12 protein-coding genes and 1 tRNA gene are annotated in these 12,599 nt (G+C 53.9%); 2 read left to right on the forward strand and 11 right to left on the reverse strand.

Annotation, left to right across the window (positions count from 1 at the left end; all coding sequences use genetic code 11):
• Nucleotides 1-130: 130 nt before the first annotated feature.
• Entirely contained in the window at nt 131-1,048 is a 918-nt protein-coding gene (nac, locus tag AC3Y5R_RS01910) for a nitrogen assimilation transcriptional regulator NAC (RefSeq protein WP_158783471.1), read from the reverse strand.
• A gap of 589 nt (nt 1,049-1,637) precedes the next feature.
• Between nac and AC3Y5R_RS01915 the strand changes: the two genes are divergently transcribed.
• Nucleotides 1,638-1,865: a hypothetical protein gene (locus AC3Y5R_RS01915; RefSeq protein ID WP_489919894.1), complete on the forward strand. Its 228-nt coding sequence runs from the start codon at nt 1,638-1,640 to the stop codon at nt 1,863-1,865.
• 63 nt (nt 1,866-1,928) lie between these two features.
• Here AC3Y5R_RS01915 and AC3Y5R_RS01920 read toward each other — a convergent pair whose 3' ends face one another.
• The 3 genes from AC3Y5R_RS01920 to AC3Y5R_RS01930 are packed head-to-tail and all read right to left on the reverse strand — an operon-like array spanning nt 1,929 to nt 4,964.
• A complete protein-coding gene (locus AC3Y5R_RS01920) occupies nt 1,929-2,516 on the reverse strand; it encodes an ABC transporter permease (RefSeq protein ID WP_489919895.1) in 588 nt (195 codons plus the stop codon).
• 17 nt (nt 2,517-2,533) lie between these two features.
• On the reverse strand, nt 2,534-4,018 hold the full coding sequence (locus AC3Y5R_RS01925; RefSeq protein WP_489919896.1) for a sugar ABC transporter ATP-binding protein: 1,485 nt from the start codon (nt 4,016-4,018) through the stop codon (nt 2,534-2,536).
• A 22-nt stretch (nt 4,019-4,040) separates the two neighbouring features.
• Entirely contained in the window at nt 4,041-4,964 is a 924-nt protein-coding gene (locus AC3Y5R_RS01930) for a sugar ABC transporter substrate-binding protein (RefSeq protein ID WP_489919897.1), read from the reverse strand.
• A gap of 508 nt (nt 4,965-5,472) precedes the next feature.
• Between AC3Y5R_RS01930 and AC3Y5R_RS01935 the strand changes: the two genes are divergently transcribed.
• Nucleotides 5,473-5,548: transfer RNA gene (locus AC3Y5R_RS01935), tRNA-Asn, on the forward strand.
• A gap of 316 nt (nt 5,549-5,864) precedes the next feature.
• Here the strand turns inward: AC3Y5R_RS01935 and AC3Y5R_RS01940 are convergent.
• From AC3Y5R_RS01940 to citC, 7 genes are read right to left on the reverse strand one after another with little or no spacing between them, the layout of a single operon-like run.
• A complete protein-coding gene (locus AC3Y5R_RS01940; protein WP_489919898.1) occupies nt 5,865-7,328 on the reverse strand; it encodes an anion permease in 1,464 nt (487 codons plus the stop codon).
• A gap of 33 nt (nt 7,329-7,361) precedes the next feature.
• Nucleotides 7,362-8,252 carry a triphosphoribosyl-dephospho-CoA synthase CitG gene (citG, locus tag AC3Y5R_RS01945; protein WP_489919899.1) on the reverse strand — a complete coding sequence of 297 codons (891 nt, stop codon included), beginning with the start codon at nt 8,250-8,252 and terminating at the stop codon, nt 7,362-7,364.
• Nucleotides 8,230-8,787, reverse strand: a complete 558-nt coding sequence (gene citX, locus AC3Y5R_RS01950) for a citrate lyase holo-[acyl-carrier protein] synthase (RefSeq protein ID WP_489919900.1) — start codon at nt 8,785-8,787, stop codon at nt 8,230-8,232. Before citX ends, citG begins: the two co-directional genes overlap by 23 nt.
• Nucleotides 8,762-10,246, reverse strand: a complete 1,485-nt coding sequence (citF, locus tag AC3Y5R_RS01955; protein ID WP_489919927.1) for a citrate lyase subunit alpha — start codon at nt 10,244-10,246, stop codon at nt 8,762-8,764. The genes citX and citF overlap by 26 nt, the downstream gene beginning before the upstream one ends.
• 17 nt (nt 10,247-10,263) lie before the next feature.
• Nucleotides 10,264-11,178 (reverse strand): aldolase/citrate lyase family protein, encoded by a 915-nt coding sequence (locus tag AC3Y5R_RS01960; protein WP_489919901.1) that lies wholly within the window; start codon nt 11,176-11,178, stop codon nt 10,264-10,266.
• Nucleotides 11,168-11,476, reverse strand: coding sequence for a citrate lyase acyl carrier protein (gene citD, locus AC3Y5R_RS01965; protein WP_489919902.1), 309 nt, complete (start codon nt 11,474-11,476; stop codon nt 11,168-11,170). Before citD ends, AC3Y5R_RS01960 begins: the two co-directional genes overlap by 11 nt.
• 12 nt (nt 11,477-11,488) lie before the next feature.
• Nucleotides 11,489-12,529 (reverse strand): [citrate (pro-3S)-lyase] ligase, encoded by a 1,041-nt coding sequence (gene citC, locus AC3Y5R_RS01970; protein ID WP_489919903.1) that lies wholly within the window; start codon nt 12,527-12,529, stop codon nt 11,489-11,491.
• Between the last annotated feature and the right edge of the window lie 70 nt (nt 12,530-12,599).

A 12,599-nucleotide genomic window follows, 5' to 3' on the forward strand; every position in this document is an offset into this window, starting at 1 on the left:
CTCTCTTTGTTATCAGTCAGTTCACATCATGTTAAAGACGCAAATTGATAGCAACAAATAATAAAAAGAGGTTTTATATGCTTTTTCGCGATAAGAAGTGAGGCGCGCCAGCGCGCGCCCTTGAGACGGGTTAGCTCACCAACATCAGTTCGCGATCTTCGACTACCGGCTTGTTGAGCAGCGACAGCAGAATATTTTTTACCGCCTGTGCCGATGGAGACAGCGGCAAACGGGCCGAAACGTTCAGTGACAGCGGCAGATTCAGCGTCGGGCTGTTAATGCGCGCCATCCAGGCATTGGTCGAGCTGACCAGCGCACGGGCTGCAGATTCTGGTAATACCGTCACTCCCATTCCGCTGGAAACGGCAGCGGTCAGCGTGGCGATGGATTCAATTTCGCCGATGATGCGGGCGCTGAGGCGACGCAGAGAAAAAGCTTCGTCGACACGTTTACGCACGGCGCTGTAATCACGGGGCAGGAACAGATTCATCTGCGCAACGTCTGCAAGGTCCACGTTCTGTCCGGGACAGTCAGTGGCACCCACCAGATAAAGTTCTTCTTTCATCAGCGGCATGCTGGTGATACCGGCCGTCGGAGCACGATCGTAAAGGACCGCCATGTCAAGCTGGCCATTCATCACTTTTTCGTTTAACGAAGCGCCGCTGTTTTCGTGTAAGTAAACCAGCACATCCGGGAACTGCTCACGCACGGTCTGCAGTAAAGGCATGGTCAGTGATGACGCCGCCGTACCCGGTGCCAGCCCAATGGACACCTGCCCGTTCAGTGACTGACCGGCATTGATGACCGCCGTCTGAGCCTGTTCGCACTGGCGCAGGATGGTACGTGCATGCGAATACAGGATTTTTCCGGCTTCGGTAGGCGTCACGCCGCGCTTGGTGCGGATCAGCAGCTGTTGATCCAGCTCGTTCTCCAGCGTTGCGACCTGCTGACTGAGCGCCGGCTGTGCAATATGCAGGACTTCTGCTGCCTGGGTCAGGCTGCCGATATCGACGATTTTCACGAAATATTTGAGTCGTCTTAAGTTCATTTTGCCTCCGTCACGGATCCCCGAATGCCATTGTCACTGGCGGTAAGAAATAAGTTTTCACTCTGGTGCAGTGAGATAATTGCAAGCGTCGTGCCAGAATTTTCTTAATGACGCTTAACAGCGCCAGCTTATGGCTAACAGGCGGTTAAATAAGAGAATCTGATTACCCCTAAAGGGTTAATCACTCTTTTTGATACTGACGGGGTCACACCAGTCACGCAAATCGCACTGCAATGGTGCAGAAAATGCCATTACGGTGTGCATGTAATCGCTTCCACTCAATGACGCGCGCAGTGTTAGTATTTTGTCAGCTTTCCGGCAGTGGAAGTGACTAAATGTTTCTCACAGTTCCGAAATATGATAATAACTATTTCACAACATCATTTCAGGGCATAAAAAATGAAAAAATACTGCGTACTGTACTGGCGGTTTTAGTGCTTTCAGGATGTAGTTCAACGGGTAGCGAAGACAAATTCAGCGCCAGCTATCTGAACAGTCATGTTGTTGAAAATAAGACGACGCATGCGGAAGTCCAGTCGCTATATGGCGTACCTGACGATCAGACCGTTCACTCTGATGGCACCGCCTATTGGTATTACGACAAAATGGCCCCCTCAATACCGCTTCAGGTCTGGCCGGTTATATTCCCGGCGCCGGAGCCATTTCCAGTGCGCTGGGTATGGCGAATACCGCCAACAGTGCCTCCAGCGCTGCCAGCAAGGCCTCAGGGAAAATGTCAGGTAACACGGAGTACCACGGCGATCGTTTACAAATCAGTTTTGATAAAAACAAAATTGTCCGCAGCTGGTCGCGTTGAGAGAGGATCTCACCCACCAAAAAGGGCGCCCCGCCGCCCTTAATGACTTTTGCAGAACCAAACTCAACGTTTCTTACGGTTGCGATACATGTCGACAGAAACGGCAGCGACGATAATAATGCCTTTGATGATGTCCTGCACATAAGCATCAACGCCAACAAAGGTGAAGCCGCTTTTGATCAGACCGAGGATTACCGCACCAATCAGCGTACCGGTTATACGCCCCACTCCGCCCATCAGGCTGCTGCCGCCAATCACCGCTGCGGCAATCGGCACCACCGCAGGCAGATTGACCAGCGAAGGATACATTGGCGTCAGGCTGTCAGAGGTTTGTGCCAGGCTGGCCGATACCACCGCTGTCAGCGCAATCACCGAGCCGGAAGAGAGGTCAATCCCGGTGGTGATAATGACCTGAGTCACCCCCACCGCGATAATGCCGATAATTGCCACCTGCAAAATAATCAGCACCAGACGGTTCGGGTTCATCAGGAACGACTGGTCACGGACATACCAGCCGAAAGCTTCAAATATCAGCGCAATGCCGACCATCACGATAAAGATGCCGGTGTCTTTAGGTAACTTACTTTTCAGGTTACTGAACAGTGATACCGACTGAACCGGCTGCTGAGTTGTCATCTTTACGTCACTCATATAGTCCTCTCACGCCCCTATTCGGACGCCAACGACAAAATGGTTTCCTGGTCAGCCTCTTCTTTACTGAGGATGCCGGTGATACGACCGCCGTGCATTACCATCACCCGGTCGCTCATACCCAGAATTTCAGGCAGATCTGAGGAGACCATAATGATGGCAACGCCACGGTTCGCCAGTTCGCTGATCAGGCGGTAGATCTCCGCTTTGGCGCCGACGTCGATACCGCGTGTGGGCTCATCGAGGATCAGGACTTTCGGTTGCGCCAGCAGCCAGCGGGCTATCAGCACCTTCTGCTGGTTACCGCCACTGAGGTTGTTAATAATCTGGACCATGGTGGGTGTCTTGATATTCAGACGTCGGATCTGTTCCATGCAATCTTTCGCCATCTGCATATGGCTGACGAAGCCTGCCTTACTGCTGTACTCCGGCATGTTGACGATGCTCATGTTCTCCATCACCGACAGCACCAGGAACAGCCCGGATTTCTTGCGATCCTCGGTCAGAAACGCCAGCCCTTTTTCAATTGCCGTGGAAGGCGAATCAATCCTGGCCGGCACGCCGTCCATCAGGATTTCACCGCTATCGATGCTGGTCATGCCAAACAGGCTCTCCATCACCTCGCTGCGGCCAGCGCCTACAAGCCCAGCCACACCAAGGATCTCTCCGCGACGGACGCTGAAGCTGATGTCATGAAACACATCTTTGCGCTGCAGATTGCGCGCGGTCAGAACATCTTCACCAATGTCGCTGTTGAATTTCGGGAACAGCTGGGTCAGTTCGCGGCCCACCATCTGGGTGATCAGCGACTGCCGCGTATAGCTGGAAGTCTCGTTGCTGCCCACCCAGGCACCGTCGCGGAATACGCTCACCTCATCCGTAATGGTAAAAATCTCATCCATTTTATGGCTGATATAGATGATGGCTTTTCCCTGCTGCCGGAGGTCACGAATAATGGCAAACAGATGGGAAACTTCCGTTTCGGTCAGCGCCGAAGTCGGTTCGTCCATAATCACCACATCGGCATTCCAGGAGACCGCCCTGGCAATTTCCACCATCTGCTGCGAAGCGATACTCAAATCGCCCACCAGCCGCTCCGGCGTCAGGCGAATATTGAGTTTGCTCAGCAGGTCTTTGGTCAGTTTGTTCAGCCTGCCGTGGTCAACAAAGCCGTACTTAATTGGCTCACGGCCCAGCCAGATATTTTCGGCCACCGTCATGTACGGCACCAGATTAAGTTCCTGATGAATCATTGAGATACCGGAACGCAGCGCGTCCATCGTATCCCGAAATTGCACCGGCTCCCCTTTAACGCGGATCGTGCCCTCATCGGGACGATAAATCCCGATGAGGCACTTCATTAAAGTAGATTTGCCCGCGCCATTTTCACCCATCAGCGCATGGACGGTTCCGGCTTTTACACGTAAAGAGACGTTACTCAGTGCCTTTACACCCGGAAAAAACTTGCTGATGCCTTCGGCTTCAAGCGCAAATGCGGCCATTCTTCACCTCCGTACAGCGGGGTTATTTTTGGTTCTGGCTGGCAAATTTCGCCATGTTGTCTTTGGTGATCAGCTGGAACGGGATATCGACAACCTTCTGCACTTTCTCACCCTTAGCCAGCTTCACCGCAGTCTGCACTGCGCCTTCACCCTGGCCTTTCCCGTCCTGGAAGACGGTGGCAACCATCTTGCCGTTTTTGATCATCTGCAGGGCATCAGGAGTACCATCCACGCCTGCCACCAGCACATGTCCGTCATTTTTGCCGAGTGCCTGCAGCGCACCGATCGCCATTTCATCGTTATTGGAAGCGATTGCCTGGATATCATCGCCAGCGGTTAACCAGTTGCTGACCACATCCACAGCATCGTTACGGGTGAATTTTGCGGTTTGTTCCTTCACCACTTTCAGGCCAGGATATTTGGCGACCACCGCTTTAACGCCTGCGGTGCGTTTACGGGTGGACTCATTGGCGAGGTCACCCAACAGAATGGCCACGTTGCCTTTAAAGTTCATGTTTTTTGCCAGCGCTTCCATCTGCAGGCGACCCGCCAGCTCAGAATCCGACCCGACATAAGCCATTTTGTCTGGCAGCTGGCCTGCCGGTTCGCGGTTAACAAAAATCAGCGGTATACCCGCTTTGCTGGCCTGATCGATAATCGGTTTCACCGCGTTGGTGTCTACCGGGTTGACGATGATGGCATCCACGCCCTGACCGATGAAGTTCTGCACCTGTTGCAGCTGCTGGGCAACGTCGCCTTTGGCGTCTTCTATCTGTCCTTTAACCTGCTCTTTATCCATCTCTTTTGTGATTGAGTTGCGGACAATGGTCAGGAAGTTATCATCAAAAAGTGCCATAGAGACGCCGACCTGAAGATCTTTCGCAAAGGCAGAGACGGGTAACATACACACTAACAGCGACGCTAAAATCGTTTTTTTCACGTTCATGGCAAAGCCCTTTTTGTCGTTAGCATGAGCAGGCTGGCTGGGACATCGAATGAAAAATATCTTTTACATTCACTCAACTTCACCGACGGCTTTAGTAAAATGTAGGGGAGATAGTGCTCAGGGTAAGGCCCGTTTTATTCCTTCACTCCTTTCTTTTACGTTATTTAAATCAGCGAGTTAATTTCTAACCTGCGTTTCAGTTTTTCACGCGTAACGGCCGGGAAACCCACTTCAGTTCATTTATTTCAAAATAAAGTAATTTGAAATTTTCAAAATGAAATCACCGAAACAACTGTTTTAAAATCTTCAGATAACAAAAATTTGACACACCTCTAACATCGGCAACGTAATCCCTCGAAAGTGGGATCTGGCGCAAGAGATTGGAGTTTGTACCGCAGGGCGAGAAAATCAGCGGATCGCTGGTATTGCCAGCAAACGCACCGGAAATTGCATTCCCCCCTTTGACATTGGGAAGGGGCACCGATAACATGCGCCCCGTTGAAACAATTCCTCTGTAGTTCAGTCGGTAGAACGGCGGACTGTTAATCCGTATGTCACTGGTTCGAGTCCAGTCAGAGGAGCCATATTAAAGAAGCCCGCTCAAAAATAACCTGAGCGGGCTTCTTGCTTTTGGGCCTGTCACTGCAATCTCAACCGTTTTCGGGATGTAATTTTAAAGCGAGGACACTGCATAACTGCGCCCTGCTTCAACAAACATGGATAACATCAGGTCAGGATTACTTCGAATCTGGCCAACACTTCATCCACGATTGAGCTGAAGAAATATTAGCGTTAGTGCATTGACCTGAGTTGACGAGGCCAGCCCTGAACGCAGTGAACTGCCTGTCAGTCAAGGCATTTCACCGGGTGACCAACTGTCAGCCTGTTTCGAACCTGATATCAGTACCATATGCTGAGGATTGGCCAGCCCACCACCAGCAGCAGGGTGATGTAAACCACGCCAAGGATGCCGCCGAGACGCCAGTAATCTTTCGATTTTACGTAGCCGCAGCCATAGATAATCACCCCGGGACCGGTGGCATAAGGCGTCAACACGCCCATCAGGCCGATCGACAACACCAGCAGGATCGACAGATGCTCCATTGATACGCCGGGTAAACCTTTCCCCACCGCCAGAATGACCGGCAGCAGCGTTGCCGTATGCGCTGACAGGCTGGCAAAGAGGTAGTGAGCAAAGTAAAACACCAGCACTAACGCAATCAGCGTCGTATCCGGCGAAAAACCTTCCAGATGCGTGCTCATGGTTGTGGCAAACCAGTCGATAAAGCCCGAGCGGGTCAGCCCGCTGGCCATCACCACCAGCGTGGCGAGATTAACCAGCGTATTCCATGCACTTGAATAGCGAGTGATATCCTTCCAGGCAACGACCTTCAGCACCAGCATCAGCGAAACCGCCAGCAAACACACTGCCGTGGCATTCACCACCTTGCCGCCAAAGACCCACAGGCACAGGCTGAGCAACACCAGAGCGATCAGCGTATATTCCTTGCGTGAAACTTTGCCCATCTCAACCAATGCGCTGCCTGCCCAGACCGCGACTTCATTACTGTGCGTCACGCCGGGTTTGTAGAGGTACCAGGAGATCAGCGGCGCAACAATCAGCAGGATCAGTCCGACCGGTAAAAAGGCCAGGAACCACTGCATCCAGCTGATTTGCAGACCAGCAATCTTGTTCACAAATTCGATGCCCAGCACGTTGGGGGCCGCGCCGGTGATAAACATAGAGGAGCTGATGCTGGTCCCCACCACCATCATCCACATCAGGTAGCCACCTATGCGGCGGGAGGAAGCATCATTGGGGAAGGAGTCAAACAGTGGTGGCAGATTTCGAACTACCGGGAAAACGGTGCCTCCTGTCCGCGCCGTATTAGAGGGTGTGAACGGGGCCAGCAGAACATCCACGATAACCACTGCATATCCCAGCGTCAGTGTGCGTTTCCCCATAAACTTCACCATAAACAGGGCAATCCGTCTGCCAAGACCGGTAGATTCATAGCCCAGCGCGAAGATAAATGCGCCGAAGACCAGCCAGACCGTTGCGCTGGAAAAACCAGCCAGCCCCCATTTCAGCGCCTCTTTACCGGCGTTAAAACCAGGTGCCGCCAGCTCCTTCGCGCCGAACAAAACCCAGTCAGCTGCCAGCACGCTGGCCGTCACAGCAATAAAGCTGATTGCCGTGGCAGGGATTGGCTCCAGGATCATCCCGACAATCATGGTGACGAAAATAGCAAAAAAATACCAGGCCTGCGGCGGCATTCCTTCGGGTACCGGTATCAGTAAAATGGCCGCCAGGACTGCCAGCGGTGCCAGGGACTTCACTATTTTGGATGTTAATTCAGACACTCAGCCTCTCCTTAGGCGACCCGTTTAGGGTCATCAGGACTGTGGCAAACGGGCCAGCAGCCAGCTCACTATCAACAAATCAGCACTGCCACCCGGGCTGAGATTGCGTGCTATGCATGCGTCATCAAACCGGATCAATGCTTCCCATCCTGCCTGCCTGTTCCCCCTCTCTCTCTGTGCCAGCAACGCGGCTGATTCCTGTTTTAACCAGCGCAATCCGGCCATTCCTCCGCGGGAGACGACGTTGGTATCGTCGTTATGAGCCATCAGCCACAGCAGGCAGTCCGTCATCACTTCCTGTTCACTGTGGCCCTGCTCTCTGCCCTGATGAAGTAAAGGAAGAGCGCCATTAATCACCAGTGGAAAACCGGCTTCCGCTTCACCGCGTGCCCCCTTCAGGCCATATGTCGCGTATAAACGTTGGCCTGCAGTCTGGCAGGGATTGTTGTTTTCCAGCTCACGGCTCACCAGCCCCTGGCTGATTGCCGCAACTCCGTGACAAAGCGTTGCAGCACTGAGGATTTTCCGCTGCTGATAAAGTCGCCCAAATACCGCACACAATAAAGCCAGAGAAAAAATGCTCCCCTTATGGGTATTAACCCCGCCCGTAGCCCGATACATGTGGCTTTCACAAGCCATCCCGGCCGGACGCAAACGTGACAAAATCCGATGTTCGGGCAACGCCGCATCCACCCGCCCCTGATGGATAAAACGAGGGAGCCACAAGTTAATAGCGGCAACGCTGCGGCAAAAAGTCCCGATATGCATATCGGTATGTGCGCCGTTGTTGCGCCGATCTACCAGACCTGGCTTTGGCGTCAGATTGACCTCGGCCAGTAATGCCTGGATGGCATCAGCAGCAAACCGATTGGGATCGGGTGATACGTCAACCACGCCTGGCTTATTGCGGGTTAAAAGCTGCATCGGCCCGCCTTGTCATCTCCGCCAGAAGCCCGGCAACATTATGTGTTCTCTGTCTTGCGCAAACCTTTGCGGGCAACGCGCACAACAGGCACTGCCGCTCTGCTAATCCCCTTTCCCGGCGGGACAGGATCTCTCCTTCAAACGTCAGCACATCAATATCCCAAAGCCGCCCGAGGGGTTCATCAGACTCCAGCACGATTGTCTGCGCTTTCACTGCCTCTGCCTTCGCATCCACCAGCCAGAACCCTTCACAACCGGTTGCCAGCGTAAAGGCCTCAGCCCGCAGAACAGGCCACCGCCGCTGCTGTATTTGCTGCCATCCGGCATTAAAAATCCGCCGGGTCAGCTCGCTGTCTTTGACGGCACCGGGCGTGACCACGGTCAGCACTACCAGCGTGGCGGGCTGCTGGTGCAACCACTGCCGCTGACGAGCCTGTCGGTTATCGCGGCTGGCAAGCAGTTCGGGCAGGCTGACTGCCCGTCCGTCTGCCTGTTCAGGGATCGCCGGGTTATTCTGCAATCTGATGCACGACATCTATCACTGAACCATCCCGGTAGCGCACTACGGCCACCACATTGTCAGTAAAGGCCACTGGTTTTGGATCGCCCGTCAGTAGTCTGGCCCGCTCGTACAGCCATTCAATGCTGACCAGATCGATCCCCTCTTCGCGTAAGCGCTGCGCCAGCTCCGGGCGGGATGGATTGACCGCTGTGCCGTGATCGGTCACCAGGATATCGATGCCCGATCCCGGCGTAATGCAGGTGATGACCTCTTTAACCAGAGTGGGAATTCGCCCGCGCACCAGCGGCGCAACAATGATCGCCAACTGTGCAGCAGCGGCAGTGTCACAGTGCCCACCCGAAGCACCGCGCAGCACGCCATCCGAACCGGTCAGTACGTTGACGTTAAACCCGGTATCAATTTCCAGCGCGCTGAGCACCACCACGTCAAGCCGGTCAACCACCGCCCCTTTCGAGTGAAAGTTGGCATACTGATTAGCACTGATTTCGATATGGCCCGGATTGCGGGCCAGTGACATGGCGGCCATGCGGTCAAAGCTCTGCACGTCGAGCAATTTGCCTATCAGCCCCTGTTCATGCAGCTCCACCATCGCTGAGCTAATCCCTCCCAGCGCAAAGGCCGCCTGGATCCCTTTCGCACGCATTTTATCTGCCAGAAAGCGGGTCACGGCCAGCGAAGCACCGCCCGTGCCTGTTTGCAAAGAAAAGCCGTCGGTGAAATAACCGGAGCGGACAATAATCTCTGCCGCACGTCGGGCAATCAGCAACTCCCTGGGATTTGAGGTCATGCGCGTGGCGTCAGCACCGATCTTGTCGGCATCTCCGACTTTCTCCAGCGGCACAATCAGGTCGACCCGATCCTGGGCCAGGCTGGCCGGATGATGCGGATAAGGCACTATCGCTTCGGTCAGCAGCACCACTTTATCCGCCACCTGCGCATCAACCAGGGCATAACCCAGCGACCCGCAGCAGGCCTCACTGCTGTAGCCATTGGCATTGCCATATTCATCGCAGGCCGGGACCGCCAGGAAAGCGACATCGATATGCAGTTCGCCAGACGTTATCAGGTTGACCCGTCCGCCGTGCGAATGGATCTGGACCGGCTGCCGGAGCAGGCCGCGTGAGATGGCTTCCGCCAGTGGACCCCGCAGGCCCGAGGTATAAATGCAACTGACCACACCTTCGCGAATATGCTCAACCAGCGGTGCATGGCAGTCGCTGAGAGAACTGGACGCCAGAGTGAGATTACGCAACCCCATCTCTGCCAGCGTCGCCATCACCTGGTTAAGCGCCAGGTCGCCATTGCGAAAGGCGTGGTGGAAAGATACCGTCATTCCATCCTGCAATCCACTGCGCAGGATGGCCTCCCTGAGGGTGCTGCAGCGCTTGATATCGCCGGGTTTCTGCGCCCGCCGCTGCGTTTTTTCAGTATCACGGAAGCACAAAATTTCTCGCTCTGTGCGCAAAGTCATCAGACGTTGTTGTCGGTTCATCGGGTTTCCTTACCGTAGCCCTCTTCCTGATGCAGACCGGAAAGAGCCACTCTCTGCAGCACCAGACGGGCGCGTTCAATCACCGGGCCATCGACCATTTTGCCATTCAGTGACACCACTCCCCGTCCTTCCCGCTCAGCGGCAACAGCAGCATCTACCACGCGCTGCGCATGGGCAGCTTCACTGGCGGTTGGGGCATAAAGGTTATGGATCAGCTCAATTTGCCGGGGATTGATCAGCGATTTCCCGTCAAAACCGAGCTGTTTAATCAGGGCAGCCTCCTGCAGAAAGCCCGCGTCATTACTGGCATCAGAGTAGACCGTGTCGAACGCCTGGATACCTGCTGCACGGGCAGCCTGAAGAATCGAACAGCGGGCAAACAGCAGCTCGATGCCCTCGGGTGAGCGCTCTGTGCGCAGGTTCCGCACATAATCTTCTGCGCCAAGTGCAATGCCGACAAGCCTGGATGAAGCCCGTGCTATCGCCACTGCATTAGTGATCCCTTCAGCCGACTCAATAGCTGCCAGCAGGCCAGTGCTGCCCTGCTGTCTCCCGCAGGCGACCTCAATCGCCGTAATCTCTTGCGCCATATCCACCACGTCCTGTGCGCAATCGGTTTTTGGCAAACGCACAATGTTTGCGCCACCCCGTACCACAGCCTGCAAATCCGCGAGGCCATGAGGGCTGTCCAGCGCATTCACGCGAACGAGAGTTTCCTGTTGCTGGTAGAGGGGATGCTGCAACGCATGGAAAACCAGCCTTCGCGCAGCATCTTTCTCACGGAGGATAACGGAGTCTTCCAGATCGAACATCACGGCATCCGCCTGATAAATAAAGGCGTTACTCAACATTGCCGCATTGGCTCCGGGGACAAACAGCATGCTTCGCCGTACCCGCTTTTTATCCGGCATGTGCATTGCTGGCCTCCCAGGGGAGAGCGTCAAGACCGCTGGCACGCATCAGCGCCGTCTCCATCCGCGCCCGGAGAACACAATCCAGCGCACCTTTATCATCGACAATCACCTGAACTGGCTCAACCTGATAGTGCGCCAGCACCTGGAGCAGGGTGTGCCGGATGGCATCCCCGAACTGTTTTTCCACGCTGCTGGCTATCAGCAAATCGTGCTGCCGGCCTGTCGAGGGAGCGATGCGCACCATCACATCGCTGGACTCAAGCGTTCCGGCCATTGCTTCCCTGATTATTTTCATCCCTTCCTCTGATTAGGTGACGGCAATTTCCTGGCGTTTTGCCAGAAGGCATTCTAAAAAGTGTTTTGTTGCTTCCGGTACCAGCGGAGCAATAGCCTGTATATCGCCTGCAGGCAGCAGTTTTCTTACCCATGAAGCCGAAATCGGCGTGCCGTTATATTTCAGCCGCTCAATCTCCACCAATTCTACTGGCGGCTCCGCCAATGCGGGCGTATTCAGCCAGTAACGCATATCGCGGTTATATTTTGCTGTCACCTCACAAAAAGGTTCATTGCCCACGAAACGATGAGTAATTCCCAACGAGGGAGCCAGATATTGCCGGAAAATTTTCAGATCGATTTCTGTATAACACTCATCGGCAATCCCTTTTTCTTTGATGAAATAACAGGGGAACGTTGCGCGGGAAATAATATATTGCGATCCCTCATGGATCGTCAGATTAGCAATCCCCTGAGTGCCCGCCGTAACCAGATCTAACCGGTCCTGATAACGAAAGCGAGAGTTATCTTCCCGGACCAGAAACAGGTGCAACCAGTCACAGGCTGCTGCGGCCTGTTGCACCAGATAGTGGTGCCCAAGGGTAAACGGGTTAGCGTTCATCACAATACTGCCAATTTTTTCGCCCGGTTTTCGCTGGTTGGCAAGCTGGGCGGCATAACGGGATAACCGACAGGGGCTGTTTTCCATCAGCACCATAATCCCCGGCACGTGGGCAATGGGATAGAAACCGCACTGGCGGAACAGGGATTCATTTTGCGTTTTGGTATAGATGAACAGTTGGGTTTGATCCATCTCCCAGGCCAGATTGACCAGCTCAGTAGCCAGTGCAAGCCCCAACCCTTCACCGCGCAGGTCTGGGGAAACGGCCACGCATTTAATAATATTGTCAGCAATGCCGCCGCAGGCCACCAGCTTTCCCTGCTGGATAGCAGTGACAAACACTCTGATGGTCCGATCGATATTCAGTTCGTTTTCACGCAGAAAGCATTTTATCTCTGCGACAGCCTTATCATCATTCCGGTACACCCGGTTAAATACCACTTGACCAGACATAACTCTTCCACAACACCCTGTAAAAATAATTAATTCCCGGCATTAAGAATAATATTAAAACCTGAAAGCA

The organism is Erwinia sp. 009765445 (genome assembly GCF_058137865.1).

Excerpts from the sequence above, each read along its gene's own strand:
- citG (WP_489919899.1), bottom strand. The coding sequence starts at position 8,252 with ATGCAGCTTTTAACCCGCAATAAGCCAGGCGTGGTTGACGTATCACCC.
- AC3Y5R_RS01930 (WP_489919897.1), bottom strand. The coding sequence starts at position 4,964 with ATGAACGTGAAAAAAACGATTTTAGCGTCGCTGTTAGTGTGTATGTTA.
- AC3Y5R_RS01960 (WP_489919901.1), bottom strand. The coding sequence starts at position 11,178 with ATGCCGGATAAAAAGCGGGTACGGCGAAGCATGCTGTTTGTCCCCGGA.
- citD (WP_489919902.1), bottom strand. The coding sequence starts at position 11,476 with ATGAAAATAATCAGGGAAGCAATGGCCGGAACGCTTGAGTCCAGCGAT.
- citX (WP_489919900.1), bottom strand. The coding sequence starts at position 8,787 with ATGTCGTGCATCAGATTGCAGAATAACCCGGCGATCCCTGAACAGGCA.
- nac (WP_158783471.1), bottom strand. The coding sequence starts at position 1,048 with ATGAACTTAAGACGACTCAAATATTTCGTGAAAATCGTCGATATCGGC.
- AC3Y5R_RS01925 (WP_489919896.1), bottom strand. The coding sequence starts at position 4,018 with ATGGCCGCATTTGCGCTTGAAGCCGAAGGCATCAGCAAGTTTTTTCCG.
- citF (WP_489919927.1), bottom strand. The coding sequence starts at position 10,246 with ATGACTTTGCGCACAGAGCGAGAAATTTTGTGCTTCCGTGATACTGAA.
- citC (WP_489919903.1), bottom strand. The coding sequence starts at position 12,529 with ATGTCTGGTCAAGTGGTATTTAACCGGGTGTACCGGAATGATGATAAG.
- AC3Y5R_RS01920 (WP_489919895.1), bottom strand. The coding sequence starts at position 2,516 with ATGAGTGACGTAAAGATGACAACTCAGCAGCCGGTTCAGTCGGTATCA.